Source organism: Spirosoma terrae (assembly GCF_010435915.1).
Lineage (GTDB): Bacteria > Bacteroidota > Bacteroidia > Cytophagales > Spirosomataceae > Spirosoma > Spirosoma terrae.
The window spans coordinates 34646-53582 of record NZ_JAAFZH010000013.1 but is presented as its reverse complement, the minus strand read 5'-3'; the positions used below and the strand labels follow the sequence as shown (position 1 = coordinate 53582).

At 46.7% G+C, this 18937-nt stretch carries 17 protein-coding genes; 13 read left to right on the top strand and 4 right to left on the bottom strand.

Annotated features, from left to right (window positions below; all coding sequences use genetic code 11):
* The first annotated feature begins 153 nt into the window (after nt 1–153).
* The 5 genes from GK108_RS22975 to GK108_RS22955 all read left to right on the top strand — a co-directional run bounded on the left by GK108_RS22975 (nt 154) and on the right by GK108_RS22955 (nt 7356).
* Entirely contained in the window at nt 154–2100 is a 1947-nt protein-coding gene (locus GK108_RS22975) for a M1 family metallopeptidase (RefSeq protein ID WP_163953562.1), read from the top strand.
* 40 nt (nt 2101–2140) lie between these two features.
* Nucleotides 2141–2632 (top strand): NADH-quinone oxidoreductase subunit C, encoded by a 492-nt coding sequence (locus tag GK108_RS22970; RefSeq protein ID WP_163953561.1) that lies wholly within the window; start codon nt 2141–2143, stop codon nt 2630–2632.
* 74 nt (nt 2633–2706) lie between these two features.
* Nucleotides 2707–4269: a glycoside hydrolase family 43 protein gene (locus GK108_RS22965; RefSeq protein WP_163953558.1), complete on the top strand. Its 1563-nt coding sequence runs from the start codon at nt 2707–2709 to the stop codon at nt 4267–4269.
* 129 nt (nt 4270–4398) lie between these two features.
* Nucleotides 4399–6069 (top strand): hypothetical protein, encoded by a 1671-nt coding sequence (locus GK108_RS22960; protein WP_163953556.1) that lies wholly within the window; start codon nt 4399–4401, stop codon nt 6067–6069.
* A 138-nt stretch (nt 6070–6207) separates the two neighbouring features.
* A complete protein-coding gene (locus GK108_RS22955; protein ID WP_163953554.1) occupies nt 6208–7356 on the top strand; it encodes a BamA/TamA family outer membrane protein in 1149 nt (382 codons plus the stop codon).
* A 62-nt stretch (nt 7357–7418) separates the two neighbouring features.
* Here the strand turns inward: GK108_RS22955 and GK108_RS22950 are convergent, their stop codons facing one another.
* On the bottom strand, nt 7419–8783 hold the full coding sequence (locus GK108_RS22950; RefSeq protein WP_212592858.1) for a M28 family peptidase: 1365 nt from the start codon (nt 8781–8783) through the stop codon (nt 7419–7421).
* A 288-nt stretch (nt 8784–9071) separates the two neighbouring features.
* On the opposite strand from GK108_RS22950, the gene GK108_RS22945 reads away from it, so the two are divergent.
* The 4 genes from GK108_RS22945 to GK108_RS22930 all read left to right on the top strand — a co-directional run bounded on the left by GK108_RS22945 (nt 9072) and on the right by GK108_RS22930 (nt 12365).
* The gene (locus tag GK108_RS22945) at nt 9072–10397 is read left to right on the top strand and encodes a DUF2254 domain-containing protein (RefSeq protein ID WP_163953552.1); all 1326 of its coding nucleotides are present in this window, start codon (nt 9072–9074) and stop codon (nt 10395–10397) included.
* Nucleotides 10398–10566: 169 nt separating this feature from the next.
* Complete coding sequence (locus GK108_RS22940; RefSeq protein WP_163953550.1) at nt 10567–11130, top strand: hypothetical protein; 564 nt, start codon at nt 10567–10569, stop codon at nt 11128–11130.
* Nucleotides 11131–11333: 203 nt separating this feature from the next.
* Nucleotides 11334–11729 (top strand): DUF421 domain-containing protein, encoded by a 396-nt coding sequence (locus GK108_RS22935; protein WP_246225101.1) that lies wholly within the window; start codon nt 11334–11336, stop codon nt 11727–11729.
* A gap of 234 nt (nt 11730–11963) precedes the next feature.
* Nucleotides 11964–12365, top strand: a complete 402-nt coding sequence (locus GK108_RS22930) for a hypothetical protein (RefSeq protein ID WP_163953546.1) — start codon at nt 11964–11966, stop codon at nt 12363–12365.
* Between the two features lie 87 nt (nt 12366–12452).
* Here the strand turns inward: GK108_RS22930 and lpdA are convergent, their stop codons facing one another.
* Nucleotides 12453–13868, bottom strand: coding sequence for a dihydrolipoyl dehydrogenase (gene lpdA, locus GK108_RS22925; RefSeq protein WP_317166565.1), 1416 nt, complete (start codon nt 13866–13868; stop codon nt 12453–12455).
* Nucleotides 13869–14069: 201 nt separating this feature from the next.
* Here lpdA and GK108_RS22920 point away from each other — a divergent pair, with 201 nt between their 5' ends.
* From GK108_RS22920 to GK108_RS22905, 4 genes are all read left to right on the top strand, one after another.
* Entirely contained in the window at nt 14070–14639 is a 570-nt protein-coding gene (locus GK108_RS22920; RefSeq protein WP_163953541.1) for a hypothetical protein, read from the top strand.
* Between the two features lie 167 nt (nt 14640–14806).
* Nucleotides 14807–16699, top strand: a complete 1893-nt coding sequence (locus GK108_RS22915; protein ID WP_163953539.1) for an amidophosphoribosyltransferase — start codon at nt 14807–14809, stop codon at nt 16697–16699.
* 192 nt (nt 16700–16891) lie between these two features.
* Nucleotides 16892–17200 (top strand): nucleotidyltransferase family protein, encoded by a 309-nt coding sequence (locus tag GK108_RS22910; RefSeq protein ID WP_163953537.1) that lies wholly within the window; start codon nt 16892–16894, stop codon nt 17198–17200.
* Nucleotides 17193–17534 carry a HepT-like ribonuclease domain-containing protein gene (locus tag GK108_RS22905; RefSeq protein WP_163953535.1) on the top strand — a complete coding sequence of 114 codons (342 nt, stop codon included), beginning with the start codon at nt 17193–17195 and terminating at the stop codon, nt 17532–17534. The genes GK108_RS22910 and GK108_RS22905 overlap by 8 nt, the downstream gene beginning before the upstream one ends.
* Before the next feature lie 198 nt (nt 17535–17732).
* On the opposite strand, the gene GK108_RS22900 is transcribed toward GK108_RS22905, so the two are convergent.
* Nucleotides 17733–18548 carry a DUF5694 domain-containing protein gene (locus GK108_RS22900; RefSeq protein WP_163953533.1) on the bottom strand — a complete coding sequence of 272 codons (816 nt, stop codon included), beginning with the start codon at nt 18546–18548 and terminating at the stop codon, nt 17733–17735.
* 156 nt (nt 18549–18704) lie between these two features.
* Complete coding sequence (locus GK108_RS22895; protein ID WP_163953531.1) at nt 18705–18935, bottom strand: P-loop NTPase family protein; 231 nt, start codon at nt 18933–18935, stop codon at nt 18705–18707.
* Nucleotides 18936–18937: the final 2 nt, after the last annotated feature.

The window sequence follows — 18937 nt, the reverse complement described above, 5'->3', positions numbered from 1 at the left end:
ACGTGAGTAATACCAGAAACGGGCTAAATTTATTAATAGTGGGAACTTGTACTCGGACGGGGTGAAATTGTGCACTTAAGGGGGCGTTGCAGGTAAGTTTCATTAAAATCACCACCTTTTTTGCAAATTGCTGAACGATAGCTCTTCGACCGTATGATACTTCGCAATTGGCTCCTTGTTTCAGCATTTTTTCTGTCAATGAGTAGCTATGGACAAAAGCCTATTTTCGCGACCCCGTTAAGCCCTCGCCTGGCTAATTACAAGATTGACGTAACGCTGGACCCTGTCTCTAAAAAGATTGATGGACGCGAAACACTGACGTGGCGAAATGCGTCGAAAGACGTAATAAAAGAACTGCAACTGCATTTGTATCTGAATGCCTTTCGTAACGAGCGCTCTACATTCATGCGCGAGTCGGGTGGGCAATTGCGTGGGGACCAGATCGACCGAACGGCCAACGAAAATCCGTATGGTTATATCGATGTCGTATCGATGAAAACGAAAGGCGAGCCGTTGGTATTCGAATTCATTCAGCCCGATGATCAGAATAAAGACGATCGGACGGTGATACGGGTTCCACTCAGCAACCCCGTAAACCCCGGCGAAACGATCTCGATTGATATTAACTTCCGGGCAAAGCTGCCAAAGATTTTTGCCAGAACGGGCTTTAGTCGCGATTTTTTTCTGGTTGGTCAGTGGTTTCCTAAAATTGGCGTGTATGAACCGGCTGGAACTCGCTACGCTAAAACCGGTCAGTGGAATTGCCATCAGTTTCATGCCCACTCCGAATTCTACGCCGACTATGGTGTCTATGACGTAGCTATTACAACGCCCAAGGAGTTTTGGGTAAGTGCAACGGGTCTGTTTCAAGGCGAAAAAATAAGCCCCAACGGCAGGAAAACAGTACGGTACCATGCCGAGGACGTAGTAGATTTTGCCTGGACGGCGTCACCTCATTTTCAGGTTATCAACGATACGTGGAAACGACCTTCGGGAGGGAAGGTTGAGATTGAGTTAGTTATGCAGCCGGAACATGTGCATCAGGCACAACGGCATCTACAGGCAGCCAAAGCAGCGCTGGCTTATTTCGACAAACATCTTGGTAGCTATCCATTCCCTAATTTAACGATCGTTGACCCGCCTTTGCACGCCAGTGGATCGTTTGGCATGGAGTATCCTACCTTCATTACGGCCGGAACGGCCTGGTTCCTGCCCGCCGGTGCTCGCTTCCCGGAGGAGGTCACGATTCATGAGTTCGGGCATCAGTACTTTATGCAGCTACTGGCTTCCAACGAATTCGAAGAAGCCTGGCTCGACGAAGGATTTAATCAATACTATGAAGGTCGGATAATGGACGAAACCTATGGCGTTCGTTCATCGCAGGTCGACTTATTTGGCTTCAAAATGGGCGATATGGAGAGTTCTCGCGATGCGTATGTCCATCAGGATAATCCTTCCATTGGAACGTCGTTCGGCAATACATGGCAATTACCGGAAGGACAATATGGGGTGTTGACCTACTCAAAAACCGCTACGTGGCTGAAAACGCTGGAAGGTCTGGTTGGACGACCCGTCATGGATGAGATCATGCAGACCTATTTTGCCCGCTGGAAATTTAAGCATCCGAATGCCGACAGTTTTATTGCTATTGTAAACGAAATTGTGCCCAAACGGCATGGTGCTAAATACGGTGCTGATATGAACTGGTTCTTTGATCAGGTGTTGTATGGCGATAATGTGGTTGATTATGAACTCATTTCGCTAAAAAACAGAAACCGGGGTGCCCAGCGCCAGGCTATAGTAACGGTTCAACGTAACGGCGATGGAAAAATGCCGGTCGATATACTGGTTCATTTTGACGACGGAAAAGAGATGCTGCTGTTTTGGGATGGGAAAGCCCGTCAGCGGCAGTTTACGCTTACTGAAAAGTCGGCTGTGTTGTGGGCAAAGGTTGACCCCAGGCAAAAAATCTACATGGACACCAATTTCAATAATAATAGTCTGACCTTGGCACCATCATCGGCACCGGCCGCTAAATTTGCCGCTAAATTCCTGTTCTGGATCGAAAACTGGATGCAGTGGCTTGCCTGGCTTGCTTGATCTGGCAGGCATCATTATTTGATTTTGTGCCTATATTTCTATGACTTTTCTCGAAATAGCCGATATAATTACCGCCGAATTTGGGCCTGATAGTCAGAGCGATAGTCAGGCTATTCAGCCATTTCTAACGATTCCTGCTCAACAATTGGCCGACGTTTGCCAATTTCTGCGCGACGACGATCGGCTGTTCTTCGATATGCTGGCCTGCGTAACGGCCATCGATAATGGCGTGGAGTCTAACACTATGGACGTTATCTATAACCTGACGTCGATTCCTTACGAGCATAATTTGACCATCAAGGTCGTGCTGCCGAGAAATACGAATTCCAGCAAATTACCATCGGTACCGAGTGTGGCGCATATCTGGCGAACGGCCGACTGGCACGAGCGGGAAGCGTTTGATCTGGTCGGTGTGCATTTTGAGGGCCATCCCGATCTGCGTCGGATTCTGTTGCCTACGGATTGGGTTGGCTATCCGTTACGGGCTGACTATCAAGAGCAGGAGCAGTATCACGGTATCAAAACAAAGTAATACGCTTTTACGGCCAGGGATGAATCCATACTGTTTGGATTTATCCGTCTAAACTCTTCCGATAAAAATAGCCTATGTACAGGTTTCTACCAGTTATTACGATTATTTTTCTCTTTGCTATTCCCACTATTGCGCAACAGGCCCGTAATGGAAATAATACCGTTACGTATCGAAATCCGGTTATAGCCGGCGATTTTGCCGACCCGTCTGTAATTCGCGTTGGTGATACGTATTATGCCGTCGGTACGTCGTCGGAGTGGGGGCCTGCCTATCCGATTTATACGTCAAAGGATCTTGTCAATTGGGATTACGTAGGGCCAGTTTTCAATGAATTACCTGCGTGGACGATGGGCAGCTATTGGGCTCCTGAGCTATTTTATCGCAACGGTACGTATTACGTCTACTATACGGCCCGGCGGAAATCGGATAAACGTTCGTTCATTGGCGTAGCGTCTACACGTGATCTTCGAAAAGGATTCACGGATCGTGGATTATTGCTCGAATGGACAACGGAAGCCATCGACGCTTTCATCGTGGAGGATGCTGGAAAACTGTTCATTACGTGGAAAGCGTACGGACTCGATAAAGGGAAAGATATTGAAATTCTGGGTGCTGAACTGTCGAATGACGGTCTTAAAGTGGTTGGTAAGGAATTTTCTCTTCTAAAAGCCGATCGGCAAAATTGGGAAGCGGGGGGAGCCGAAGGACAGGCCATTTTCAAGCGGGGAGCGTATTATTACATGACGTATTCCGGCAATTCGTGCTGCGGAGCGCAGTGCAATTATCAGGTTGGTCTTGCCCGCGCCAAAAAGCTACAGGGACCCTGGGAGAAATATGCTGGCAATCCTGTGCTGGTTGGTGATGATACCTGGAAATGTCCCGGCCACGGAACGGTCGTAACCACACCCGACAATCGCTTTTTCTACCTGCACCATGCTTATAATGGCACCGACTTTACCTTCACGGGGCGCCAGGGCGTATTGAGTGAAATCGTCTGGGATGAGAAAACCCAATGGCCCGTTTTTCGGTACGGCCTAACGACACCTGCTCAGGCTGAATCGCCCACTGGACAATCGCAGAAAAAGGCACCGGATATTGCTATCGACTTCAGTAAAAAGGCTGCCGAAATGCCTTGGGTCTGGGATGTGAGCTTACCCAAGCCTACCTTCGATAGTAAAGATGGCCAGTTGCAACTGACAAACACTACGTCGAACGGAATAGGGAGTTTTCTGGGTATGGTGATCAAGAAGGGAACGTTTACATTCACAGCGGCCATTGACCCATCGGCAACAGTTCTTCAAAGCCTTGCTTTGTACGGCGATGCCGGTAATGCATTGGGCATTGGCGTTCGGAAAGGGCAGGTCGAACTTTGGCAGGTAAAAGACGGAACTCGCTCTGTATTAGCATCTCAGCCCATTCCTGATAATGCAGCGCCAGTGAATCTTCAGATAAAAAGCCAGTTTGGTCAGTTTTATGAATTTGGCTGGCAAACCGGAGACGGTAAAGTTCAGTTAATGAACGATAACTGGCTTAATGGATCGTTTTTGCCACGCTGGGATCGCGCACCCCGCGTCGGAGTTTGTGTAAGTGGGGAAGGACGTAGCGCAATCCGATCAATGGCTATAACGTACCGTTAATCGGACGTGGCTAATTTGTCGGTAGGAAAGAAAGTCTCAGCGTGTTCCACTACGTAGTGAGACACGATCTGGCCTATCTTTACCCGATTGTCCAAACACCCAGGTGTTTTATCTTGTTCGTACTGCAAAATGGAAATCGTTTACCGGATTTGTTATACACTATTGCTGACAGTTGGCTGTTGGCTCCCTTCAGTAGCACAGGCCCAGTCTGATTCTGTGATTGTGACAGGGCGGATTCGTAATTTATCGGCCCGGCTCTACCGCGAATCGCCAGCGGTCTCGGTGAGTCGTAACAACATCCTTCAGGCTAGTCGGGAGTTAGTACGTCCGTCGGCGTTAGGCGTTGATGGTACGTTTCGTGTATCGCTGCCGCTGATCTATACGCAGGAAGAAATGTATTTCAATTATGGTCGTATATCGACGGCTTTTCTGGCGTCGGCGGGTACGGTAACGATTGAGATGGATGCCGATTCGTTGTTTACGGCTGCCGTGCCGTTTCGGTTTGGTGGTGTCAATGCGCAGGTAAATCAGCAATTTGCCCGCTACAAGGCGTTTGAAGCAGCTTATCCGAACAAACCGGATGGCAAAAAACTATCGACCCGAGTAGGAGGAACCAGCGATGAAGCTGCCTATCGACTTGTTTCCAGTGCCTATCTGGCTCCATTTCTGGCCTTTGCGGCCAAAGAAAAGCCATTTCCCTTATTGTCGCGCTGGATAAGTTCTACGGATCGCTATAATGCCGCTGCGTTCATGTATGATAAAGCCGCGTATGAAAATGAAGCACTCGCGAAATCGCTGGACGATTCGTTACGTCCCGCGACTGATCGGCTATTGACTGCAGCCCGTGCTTCGGCCATGAATCGTTTCGCCAGTTATGCAACGCAACGATTGAGCACCGAAGCGGGGAGTAATCGGGCCAATGGTTTAACGGTGCGGGCATTAGCTATTTTACTCGAACGATACGGGAAAAATATTACGGCTGAGGAACGTCTGAAACTAAATGATTATGCCGTTAGCAATTCGGCCCGACAATCCGATTTACGCTTTTTCGATGGACTGATCAAACGCAGTCCGGATACCCTCCAGCGGCTGGTCAACTACGAAACCATGATTCAGCGTGCTATCCGGCAATACGATGCGCCAGCGGTCGATTATCTGGCTGCCTACTGGCTTGGCTCTACGTTACCCGGTCTGACGCTCGATTTTGCCCGGATGTTGTACAGTTACGCGCGTCCGCAGTTAAAAGATCCTTCGCTGGGCGAATCGCTGGATGAATTATATCGGCTGGAAGTAAAAGACAGTACGCGTATTCGAACGGCTATCCAGACGTTACGTAAAGCTGGTTTGAAAGCAAGTAGTCTCGAAATATCCCCCGGCGTTTTTGTTACCCGGAACGACTTGGGCGGTGGTTCTCCTTTGCTCGATCAGGTGCTTAACGCAAATCGCGGGAAAGTGATTTACCTGCTTATTACGTCTCCTTCCGAAGAAGCAGGACGGCAGGCGGCTCTGGACGCACAGCGACTACGTAACGCCTATAGTTCCCGCGATCTGGCGTTGATTTACATACCGATGGGGGGGACTGATAAGTCGTTATGGCCGGAGCTGGCTACCCGTTATAATCTTCAGGGCGATCATTTACTGCTGACCGAGTCGCAGATCTATGATGCCATCGAGCGGCTACGTCCTGATGGTGAATTGTCGGCGTCTGTTATCAACCGAAATGGTAAAATTGACAAGCGTAACGCACCGTTACCCGCCGACTTCGACGAGGCCCGGAAGCAAATTAATAAGGCTTTGTAACAGTGCTTTTAGGCGCTTAGTAAGCAAGACGATTTAATAAAAATTTAATAATTCAGAACCATTTACGTATTCTGAAGGTAAGTGTACTAGATTGGTTAGTGGGATCGATACTACTACCAATGTAATAAGGGTACACCTATGAGGGAGTTAGGGGAAGGTTACTGGCTACGAGTATGGCTGGGTGTAGGCTTGGTTATTATCACATCCTATGAGTCATTGGCGCAGAACGTAGTGGAGCGCCTATATAATCGGTTTTTTAATGACACCACATCCTCGGCTAATCCGCATATTTCGTTTTATCCGACCATAAGCTATACACCGGAAACAAGTGTTGAAGTGGGGGTGTCGGCGCTGTATCTCTACCACGCCCGTAACGATGTTAAACAGAACCGACTGAGTGAAATTCAGGCGTTTAGCTTTGTTACGTTACGTGGGCAGTATGGCCTCAATATGGAGCACACAATTTTTGGGGATCGTGATCGCTGGTATTTTTTAGGGCGTGAGCGTATTCAACGGTTTCCTCTTCTATATTATGGTATAGGGTCGACTACCAAACCGCACAATCCGGCTACTATCGATGCCTTTACAATTCAACTACGCGAACGGGCCATGCGCCGAATTGCCCCGAATTTCTTTGGCGGCATAGAACTTGATTACCAGCGATTGAGTCTGATTGAGTTCGAACAGCCCGATGGTTTCATGCACGATATACCATTGGGCGCTCAGGGAACGGCTAATTTTGGTTTAGGAGCCGGACTCGTTTATGATAGCCGACGTAATGCGCTCAACGCACGCAAAGGTCTGTTTGCCGAATTGTCTTATCTGAACTATGGTTGGTCGAGAGGAAGCGATTTGTCCTTTTCCAACGTAACGGCAGATGTTCGCCTGTTTCGAACCACTCGGCCGGGACAGGTGCTGGCCTGGCAGGCGTATGGCGTAATGACATCGGGGAGCGTTCCATTCAATCAGATGGCTTTGCTGGGGAGTGAGATTATTATGCGGGGATACTATCCGGGTCGGTATCGGGATAAACTATACATGGCTACTCAACTAGAATATCGGTGGTTACCGTTTCCGTTTAGTAAGCGATTTGGTGCTGCTGTTTTTGCGTCGGTTGGAACGGTCGCTCCTGCAGCCCGAGATATTCAACTGGGTAATCTATTGCCTGCGGGCGGGGCAGGTGTTCGCTACTTATTGTTTAAGAAAAAAGATGTTTTTCTCCGGGCCGATGTCGGTTTTACGCGGGAAGGGATGGGCTTCTATATTTTGACTGGCGAAGCATTTTAACCAGCCAATATGACGAGTCAAGCCTTTCCTAACACGTTAGGAAAGGCTTGACTCGTTAATGACTACAAACCGTACTGATCTAGCAGATAAACCAGCGAGGCCATTGACGCGGCTCCCAATTCCAGTTCGCGCTGGCTAACGGTTTCAAATCGATCAACCATTGTATGGTGATAATCGAAATAACGCTGTGAATCAGGTTTGAAACCAAACAGAACCGTTCCCTGCTGCGCCAGTGGGCCAATATCAGCCCCACCACTACCTGCGCCAATCTCCAGTAGTCCATAAGGAGCCAGCAAGGATTTCCACGGGTCAACTTTGACCCGTTGCGCTGGCGTTCCAACAATACCGAAACCACGCGGTGTGAAACCGCCGTTGTCTGATTCGACGGCTGCGATATGTTTTTCGTTGTTCTTTTTCGCTAAATCGGCGTATTGGATACCTCCTCGCAGACCGTTCTCTTCGTTCATAAACATAACGGCCCGAATGGTGCGTTTTGGTTTGATTCCCAGCGATTTAAAGATACGTAGCACTTCAATCGACTGAACGCAGCCAGCTCCATCGTCATGCGCCCCTTCGGCCAGGTCCCACGAATCCAGATGACCGCCCACTACAATAATCTCGTCGGGTTTTTCGCTGCCTTTAATTTCGCCTACTACGTTGTAGGATTTGGCGTCGGGCAACGTTTCGCAGTTCTGCTTGAAAAAGAACGTAGTGTTTGGGTTTTCGGCCAATGTTTTGCTTAGTAAATCGGCACCATTGGTACTGATGGCCGCCGTTGGAATCAAGGGTACGCCGGTCGCGTAACGCATGCCACCTACGTGGGGATAGTCGTCGTGAACATTGGTCATGGAGCGCACAATAGCCCCAACTGCACCGAGTTTAGCGGCTTCCGTAGCACCATTGGCCCGCTGATCAACGGCTCCACCGTAGGCTTCGAACGTATTGATTTTAGTCGGGTCCATCGGGCGGTTGAAGAACACAATCTTGCCTTTGACTTTTTCGGGACTCATTGCCCGCAGTTCAGGAAAGCTCTTGACTTCGATTACCTGTGCTTCGACTCCTTTTGGCGGGGTGGCTACCGAACCGCCCAGGGCTGCAATGGGGACCTTGGTTTTCGTTTTTCCGTTCTGAATGTAGGCTTCTTCCCTGGCACCACGTACCCAGTGTGGTACCATTACGTCCTGTAGAAACACGCGGTCGAAATCCTGCTGTTCCATAACCTGCTTCGTCCAGTCGACGGCTTTTTGAGCGCCGGTAGAGCCACTTAAACGGGGGCCAATCTGCTTTGTCAGATGGCGGAGCCAGTCGTAGGATTTGCCGTTAGACAGGGCTTCATTGTAAATTTTGCGGATTGTAACGGAGTCGGCATTCTGGGCCTGAGCATAGCCAAAGAATACACTAAAGAGAAGTGTAATTGTTTTCTTCATAATGGGCGGTTGTATCGGTTAAAAAGGCAATATACAAAAAGGCCGGGCTACCTCACAGCAGACGGAATTAGCCGGAGTTATTTAACCTCAAAGTAAGTGATTTGGCTAGATTTCTGATCATGCCTTTATCTGCCCAACCGGATTCTTCACCACAATGAACGTCCGTAGAAAAATGAAAAGTATAGCAGAAGAACTGAGAGTTTACCTAGTTGGTAGAGCACTATTTTAGGGAGCAGCATAACTATTAAACTAGTGGCTTGTTTGACTGATAGAACTTTCTCCGCATATATGCTTGCTCGGCTCCGTCTGTATTGGCATCAACTTCGAGAATCGCTTTGGTTTGTGCCGGGCATGATGGTACTTGCTTCTTTTGTATTGGCGTATGGTCTGGTAGCATTTGATGCATACACAAACTGGCATGGAGAAAAACGCTTCCCGCTCTTATTCGGTACAGGAGCCGAAGGAGCGCGGGGCATGCTGGGTGCTATTGCGGGCTCGATGCTGACAGTTGCTACTCTCTCCTTTTCACTTACGTTATCGACAATCTCGCAGGTTAGCAGTCAATACTCTCCTCAGGTTCTTCGTGGTTTTATCCGCGATCGGATTAACCAGGTTGTAATGGGTTATTTTGTCGGAGTCTTTACCTATTGCCTACTCGTATTGGGGACAATTAGAGGGACAGACGATATCAAGTTTGTACCGTCTACTGCAGTACTGGTTGGTTTAATATTGGCCCTGGGTGGAGTGGCCGCTCTTATTTTTTTTATTCATCATATAGCCGACTCACTTCAGACAGGTACAATTGTTCAGCGTATTTTTAACGAAACCTGTCAGGCAGTTTCGCATTTGTTCCCCGGGCAGTTTGGGGAGCCCATCAGCGAGCGGCAGGAGGTTGAAGAGGCCATGCATTACGTTGATGATAAATATGAATGGATATCGGTAGCGGCAACCCAATCGGGCTATTTGCAGCAAATTAATCAGGATGGAATACTGAAATGGGCAACCCATCATCACGCAATAATTCGGATTGAAAAAGAAATAGGGACTTTTCTTGGTAAGGGTACTATTCTATTTTTTGCGCGTAGTACTGTAGAAAGAGCCGATACTAATGAGTCTGACTGGGCAGATGCCCTGTTGGATTATGTTAGCATTGGTCGTTATCGGAATGTAGAACAGGATGCTGCCTTTGGGATTCAGCAGTTGGTTGATGTAGCGCTTAAAGCTCTTTCTCCCGGTGTTAATGACACTACGACTGCTATCATGGCTGTCGACTACCTGGGTGCTATAGGGGAGCAACTGGCCCGTCGGGAATTGCCGGCGCGACTACGATCGGATGGAAAACACATTCGGGTGATGGTGAAGGCTGCTGATTTTGAGGATTATATTCGATTGGCATTCGATCTGATACGTATCAATGCCAAAGGGAATCATGCGGTGTTCCGGCGGCTCTTCAGGGCATTAGCGCTGGTGAAGGGCGCTGTTTGTAGCAGTGATCGTACGCTTCTAATCCGAGAGCAGGCCGATCTGTTAATGAGTTATGCTGAGCAGACACTCAGTACTGAATACGAAAAAGAACAAGTGCGGGAATTATACAAGAAGTTACTCAATGCATGAGGGCACTTGGTGACTATTAACGCTTCGTTGTTATTCTGCCTGACTTACTCTCAGTCTATTATAAACAGATTCTAATCATTGATTAACATCTTTTTAAGTTTTGGCTGGTTTCTTCAAAAACAAAAGAGATAGACATGATCTCTGTATGGTTTAATTAGCGTCTATATATATGGCTACTGACACGCATATCAATCCGAAGAATACATCACCTAACAATACTCGTAGGCTTACTATTCTTCTTTACACAGTTATCGGCCTGTTACTAATTGGTGCCGGATATTTACTGTATCGGAATATACAGTTGAGTCGGCGGGCTGAAGATCATCAACAATTAGTGGAGAAGACTGTATTGGAAAAACAATTGTCCAACGACCGCCAACAGCTAACGTTCACTATGAAAGCTTTTAGCTGGGCTATTCGTAACGCGCTGCTCCAGAATAAGCCAGGGGAAATAAATGACTATTTCAATACCCTGGTGAAAGATAGGGGTGTTCAGGAACTGCTGTTAATTGATGCAGCAGGCAAGGTGACTGTTTCGACCAATAAAAAGAACCAAGGGATCGTTTTTTCCAGTCGTTTCCCGGCTTATTTACTTCAGCAGCAAGAAGTATATTTTAACAATAACGATCCTTACGAATTATCTGCGCCCGTGGTCGGCCCGGACGGGCGTTTGGGGACTTTGGTTATGTTTTATAAACCTACCCGCATACTTCCTGACTCACTCACCCGTTAGTGAACATTCTGTTTCCTTATCTATCGATGGCCTCATTCAGTTGTTTATCCCTAAAAAAATTAACTATGGATGAAGAAATGATAATAAGCGACTGGCTCTTTAAAGGTTGGCAGAGTATTGGGCGAGTTTTGGTCGTAGGTGTACTTTCTTATTGTGGGATGCTGCTTATTCTAAGAATCTCCGGAAAACGTACACTATCGAAAATGAATCCTTTCGATCTGGTGGTGACTGTTGCGCTTGGGTCTATACTATCAACGACGATTGTCTCGCGGCAGTCCGGTGTAGCGGATGGATTGACAGCTGTAGCGCTATTGGTTCTTTTACAGTATATCGTAGCTTGGTTGACCATTCGTTCGAGCGGTTTTCACCATTTTATCAATGGTGAACCGACGCTGTTATTTCATCAGGGAGATTACCTGAAACGGGTTATGCGTCGTCATCGAGTGAGTGAAGATGATATTTTGGCTTCCATACGAGACTCTGGTATTTCCAGCACAGCTAGTGTAACCGCTGTTATCCTGGAAACGGACGGTTCGGTAACAGTTATTCGAAACAGAAAAGGAAAAGAGGTCACTAGTCTGAAGAATGTTCAGCGTTAGCGAAAAGCAGACGTAACAGATACAAAAAGAGCTTTATAATTTATCTCAGACTCTGGGTTTTGGGCCTGTTTAACGTACTTACTCCGCGTCTCACCTAAATTTATTTGGCATCTGATCAAGGACATTATGGCCTTGGATTTGTTTTAGTATATAAGTCCGTCTACTGAGGGGAGTTATAAAACTACCCTGAAACCTAGTTCGGTAACTTATATTTATTGAAAACGCTTTGTGAAAATGAAAACTAGTCAAAAACTCACCTTACTGTTGTTGGTATTGGCAACAATTAATGCCTGTACGCCTAAAATGTCTTTTGTTACGTCTCCTGTCGTTCCTGCCGCCAGCGGAAACGTAACGATTAAGAAAGACAAGAATAAGAACTACACGATAAAGCTGGATGTACGGAATCTGGCAGAAGCTAAAAACTTAACGCCAGCTAAAAATACCTATCTGGTTTGGATGAAGCAGACCGATAATTCAGTGAAAAAGCTGGGACAATTGACTCCATCCGGCAAATCATTATCTGCCAGTTTAAACGCAACGGCCATCGACAAGCCGGAAACGGTTTTTATTACGGCTGAGGACAATGTAGAGATCGTTTATCCGGCAGGAGATACAATACTAACGACTCGTCGATAAAGACAACTGATCCATACATTGATTCAATCGAAACGCCCGGCTGCTGTACAGTAGCCGGGCGTTTCGATTGAATCAATTCACTACGTATTACATATTGATCGCACGGTTGTCCGTAGCGGCCAGACAGGCTTCTTTGAATGCTTCTGTGTAAGTCGGGTGGGCGTGCGACATCCGCGTTACGTCCTCGGCCGATGCCCGGAATTCCATAGCCGTAACGGCTTCTGCGATCATGTCGGCAGCGCGGGCGCCGATCATGTGTACGCCCAGGATTTCGTCGGTTTCTTTGTGCGCCAGAACTTTCACTAGTCCATCAATGTCCATACTCGCCCGGGCACGGCCCAGGGCTTTGAATGGAAACGAGCCAACTTTGTAGGGCAATCCCTCCTGTTTAACCTCTTCTTCCGTTAAGCCAACCGACGCAACTTCTGGCCAGGTGTACACTACGCCCGGAATCAGACGATAGTGGATGTGTGGCTTCTGGCCAACAATGGTTTCGGCAATAAAGGTGCCTTCTTCTTCGGCTTTGTGAGCCAGCATAGCCCCCCGTATTACGTCGCCAAGCGCGTAGATGTGCGGTACGTTGGTGCGCAGATGATTGTCTACTTCAACCCGTCCCCGGTTGTCCACTTTCACGCCAGCGGCTTCCAGATTCAGACCGTCGGTGTAGGGACGACGACCAACCGAAACCAGGCAATAATCGCCGGTGAGGGTGATTTGCTCCCCTTTGGGCGTATCCACACTGACCACAACTTCGTCGCCTGTATTCTCGACTTTCGTCACTTTATGGCTGAAGTAAAAATCGGCGCCGAGTTTTTTAACGACTTTCTGAAGTTCTTTACCAAGGGTTTTGTCCATGGTAGGAATCATGGAGTCGGCAAACTCAACAAACGATACTTTAGCGCCCAGACGAGCATAGACTGAACCCAGTTCGGCTCCGATCACACCGGCTCCGATCACGATCAAATGTTTGGGGATTTCGGTCAGTTTAAGCGCTTCGGTCGACGTAATAACCCGTTTTTTGTCGATGGGCATCGACGGGAACGATAGCGGTTTAGAACCCGTAGCGATAATTATATTTTTTCCTTTGATGGTTTGCTCGGAACCATCTTCTTTGGTGATCTTGATCGTATGTGGATCAACAAACGAACCGACGCCGTGAATTTCGTCGATTTTATTTTTCTTCATCAGAAAGTTGATCCCTTTGGTGGTAGCATCGACGACTTCCTGCTTCCGCTTGATCATTTGCGCCAGATCGACCTGCAGATCAGCTAGTTTGATGCCGTGCTCGGCGAATGAGTGGGCCGCATTATAGTAATGCTCCGACGAGTCGAGGAGGGCTTTAGACGGAATGCAGCCAACGTTCAGGCACGTACCACCCAATGCCGGGTATTTTTCGATAATGGCAGTTTTAAGTCCGAGTTGAGCGCAACGAATCGCACCGGTGTAGCCACCCGGCCCCGAACCAATCATAATAACATCGTATTCCATGAATGAGATGGTTATATCTGGATATTGGATTGTCGATAATAGACAGAAGACCTACAAGAAAGGGACTATTGTCTAAAATCTCTTCGCCAACATCTATAAATAAAGCATTATGACTGCAAATTTGGTTCAGATTTTCAATACCCAAACCGATTTGTGAAAAAACGTGTTGGTGGTCCTGTAAGGTACTCGCTATTCAGTACCGTTTAGTATAGATTTATGCGCTCTGTTTATCCTTTTTGTATTGTTCTTATTCTTTTCGCCAGTGGTTGCGCTGATTCGAATCAGCAAACGCAGCCCAATGTGTATTACGACGTACTCAGTTTTGTGAAACGTCAGATTACAGATCTTTCGGCTCAGAAGCCCGTTGTGCACAAAACGACGGTTGTTAATGAAAAAAAATCGGAGGAAAAAACGCAGGTCGTCAACTGGAACCGCGAATTCGAATTATTTGCTCAGGCTGATATCAATAAACCCGCACTACGTAACAGCTACCAGATTTCGCGACCCGATTCTCTGACGTATCAGTACACCTTAAAGAGTGCCGACGAAAAATTGGCGGTTCAGTCCCTGACGGTACGTCTGGATTCGGTTACGCACCAGCCCCGACTGATTGAAGCTACGTTGCTGACTCATAACCCGTTGTATTCATCGGAGCGGCATCTGGTTATGGAAAGTGGGCTAACTGACAAAAAACAATGGCAGGTGCAGCACTATAAATTATCTGGCTACCAAAAGTTGCCCTATTTTGATAGAAACGATTTTATGGTCGAAGGAAAGCTGAATTGATACTCGTTTTTAGTAGGATTGTCAATTCGTACAGTGCCAGTCCTGCATCTTTTTCTATATTTGTTCAAGACTAGTGCCGAACGAAAAGCGGCCTTAGTCCGTTACCTTTTCATCAACCAAACACTCGATTGCCCCGGCGATTTTCTGCCGACACAACGGTCCTTGTTATGAGCGACGCTATCAAACACGAGTGCGGTATTGCCTTAATTCGGCTCCGCAAACCGTATCAGTATTACATCGATAAATATGGTACGGCCCTCTACGGCGCAAATAAACTGTACCTGCTCATGGAAAAGCAGGTTAACCGGGGCCAGGATGGAGCCGGGATTGCAAACATTAAGATTGATGTGCCAGCCGGTCGCCGGTATATCAGCCGCTACCGTTCCGTTGACCAGCGTCCGGTAACGGATATCTTCGAAAAGGTTAACAAGAAATTTCGTAAGGCGCTCAAAGGCAACAAAGACAAAGCGAAAGACGCGCAGTGGCTCCAGGAAAACATCGCTTTTACGGGCGAAGTCTGGATGGGGCACCTGCGTTATGGCACTCACGGAGCCAATGAAATAGAAAACTGCCACCCCATGCTGCGGCAGAGCAACTGGCGGAGCCGGAACCTGGTGGTAGCGGGTAATTTTAACATGACTAATGTCGATACGTTGTTTGATAAACTCGTTTCGCTTGGTCAGCACCCAAAGGATAAGGTCGATACCGTAACGGTCATGGAAAAAATCGGCCACTTCCTCGACGAAGAAAATCAGCGCGTATTTGACCGATTCAAAGGAATTTACGAAAATCCTGATCTGTCGGATATCATCGAAGATAATCTGGATCTTCAACGGGTTCTCCACCGTTCCTGCCGTGATTTCGATGGTGGTTATGCAATGGTTGGTATGACAGGTTTCGGAGCTGCTTTCGTCGCCCGTGATCCTGCCGGAATTCGCCCGGCTTATTATTACGCGGATGATGAAGTAGTGGTAGTCGCTTCAGAAAAACCAGCCATCAAAACGGCTTTTAACGCCGAATACAGCGAAATTAAAGAAGTGCAGCCGGGCCATGCGCTTATCATCGATAAATACGGTGAATACAATGAGCTGCAGTTTGTAAAGCCAATCGAAAAGCGTTCGTGCAGTTTCGAGCGGATTTATTTCTCCCGCGCCACCGACCCCGATATCTATAACGAGCGTAAAACTCTCGGTAAACTGCTCGTTCCGCAGATTCTGAAAGAAATCGATTACGATCTCGAAAATACGGTCTTCTCGTATATCCCAAACACAGCTGAAACTGCCTTTTTTGGTATGGTGGAAGGGCTGGAAGAGTATCTGTATAAGCAACGTAAGAAAGCGATCATGGAGGGCATTCTTTTTGAAGAAGAGCTGGACAAGGTGCTTTCATTCCGGCCACGGGTCGAAAAACTAGTATCGAAGGACGTGAAAATGAGAACGTTCATCGCTGATGATTCGCAACGCGATGATATGGTCTCTCATGTATACGACACTACGTTCGAGGTGATCCGGAAAGGTGTCGACAACGTAGTGGTCGTCGATGATTCGATTGTGCGGGGCACTACGCTGGAGAAAAGTATCCTGCGGATGCTTGACCGATTGGGCCCAAAAAAGATCATCATCGTATCGTCGGCACCGCAGATTCGTTTCCCGGACTGCTACGGTATTGATATGTCGAAGTTCAGAGAATTTGTGGCATTCCGGGCTGCTCTCGAACTACTACGGGACCGTGGTCAGGAATACCTGATCGATGAGGTTTACGCACAGAGCGTAGCAGCTATCGAATCGGGCAATTCGTCGCAGGCAAACCACGTTAAAGCTCTTTTCGAACCATTTACGCATGAAGAGCTTTCCCGGAAGGTTGCCCAGATTGTGACGCCTGCTAATCTGAACGCTGAAGTTGCTGTTGTCTATCAGACGGTTGACGATTTACATCGGGCCTGTCCTAATCATACCGGCGACTGGTATTTCACGGGTAACTATCCGACGCCCGGCGGAAATAGCGTAGTGAACAAGGCTTTTGTAAACTTTATGGAAGGCCGGTTAGTTCGGGCTTACTAATAAAAATAGATAGCTACTAATCTGAAAGAGACGTAATTGATTTACGTCTCTTTTTTTATAGTATTACAACGTAGTAACGCCCTAGATAAAAAGCCATGCAGCATTAACGTATAAAATTTTCTGTTTGGCGCTCATAGGAATTTTTACAAAGTGGGTTACGCGATAGCCTAGGCTATTCTAAAAAGTATAGAGATGATACATTCTTTTCTAGCTCAAAAATTGCCAGTAGTTACTCGTATTCTTAAAGAGAACGGCGTAAAAAGAGCGTATGCTTTCGGTTCAGTTTGTTCTGATCATTTTAATGAAACTAGTGATATTGATTTATTGATTGATTTTGACGAGCATCTTGACCCAGTTACGTACGGAGAAAATTATTTTACAATTGCTCAATCTCTGGAGTCTCTTTTAGGGCGTCCGGTAGATTTAGTAACACAGAGGTCTGTTAAAAATCCATATTTTCGTAAGACGGTAGAACAGACAAAAACGGTTATTTATGAATGATGAGATTCCTAAATGGTTAATCGATATTCTGGAAGCGATCAGACATATAGATGTTCATCTAAACTACCAACGGGATTTTATTGTCTATCAAAACAGTATTACAATTCAGCGTGCTATTGAACGAGAGCTAGAAATTATTGGTGAAGCAACAAGTCGTATCCCGAAGGTTGAATCGACTATTGCTATTTCCAATGGTCGGCGCATTGTTGATTTAAGGAATAGAATTATACATGCTTATGACGCTGTGGATGAGTTTGTGGTTTGGAGTGTTATTGTCAAAAATTTGCCGGTCCTTAAGTTGGAAATAGAAGCGTTATTAGGCAGTATTAGTTAATCGTCATCGAGAAATCTCCCTGTTGTAATGCGCTAATAGTCTGATTGACTTGTTGCCTATCACTAATTTTTGCCTTCACTCAGAATTTGGGATGTCTTCTGTTTCCTATTTATAAGCGTTGAAACACTCGCCACGGTAATAGTTGAAACCACTCACCACCAGATTTATAGAAGAACCTGATTCAGCTAATGGCATTGCTTATTCCTTCAGCACATCGTTTACGTCAACTACCTCAAATTTGGGGTTCGATTCGAAGAGGTGTTTTAGAATAGGAATATGACCGTAGCCAAATAAAACCATAATGGCTTTATCGCCAGGATGAATCGCCCGTAAGATGTTGGTGTAAATATGTAGATTCGTGTTGTACCAGCCTGCTACTAAATCAGTGCCAGGGTACTTGTCGCCCTGCCCGATTCGTACCAGATAGTCAGAGTAGATAGCTGCATTCTTAGTCAATTCATCGTTGGAGTTTATAAATCGATATAACTCAGATATAGACTGCTTTTGTTGAACAGCAACTACGCCAGCTATTGTACTACTGGCAAACTTTTCCAGCGAGGCTATTATGTCTTCCTGGTTGTTAGCTTTCGCATATTCATTAACTGGATCGGGGTCAAATGCTCCTTTATAGTTGATGCAGGTTAAAGTTGGGAGCCCTAGCTGTTTCGCCAATGGATAAGCAATCTGATCGACTTCATGAGTGCCAAGCTTGTATTGACCGTTTAGGTATCGATGATACTGGCTATCAACCTTACTCTGGTTTTGCGTGGGCACCTCAATACAGATTTGATTTGGCGAAAAACGACTCAGTTGAGTCAGCATCTGCTTGATTTGTACTTGACGCTTTTCATCTTGAACGTCTACGGTTTTATTCTTGTAAACATCCTGCGTCGATGGGGTGAAGTGAATGCTACCCAACAGCAATACCTTGATTTTGGGCGAAGCAACTGGCTGGGCCGTTACGTTGAGTGAGGTAACTAGGAAAAGGAAAAAACCAGACAGATACTTAAACATATGGCTTTACAATTTAGCTAGTAAAGGTAACACTACAGCTTCCTGCCTTTTTTAATCTTTCTTAATTTGTTATCGTAAAAGTTTGTGTGTTTTTCGAATCAGCTACTAAAGATTATGATAGCCTGCTAAGGATATGATTGACTCGCTCATCAACGGTCAGGTCACCTTCAAGACGGATAATGGAATGGGGCAGGAGAGGGTAGGCATCCAGGCTTCGTGACGTAATTTGCTACGTCCCTTCAACAGACCTGAATCATATTCAGAAGACCAATTGATAAAGTTGTCTGACCGTTGTCGCTGATCGGGATTACTGACTAATTGTTCACCGTAGCGTTCGAATTCTCGCTTCCACAATCGATCAATCCGAGTAGTGATGACCAGTAACATAA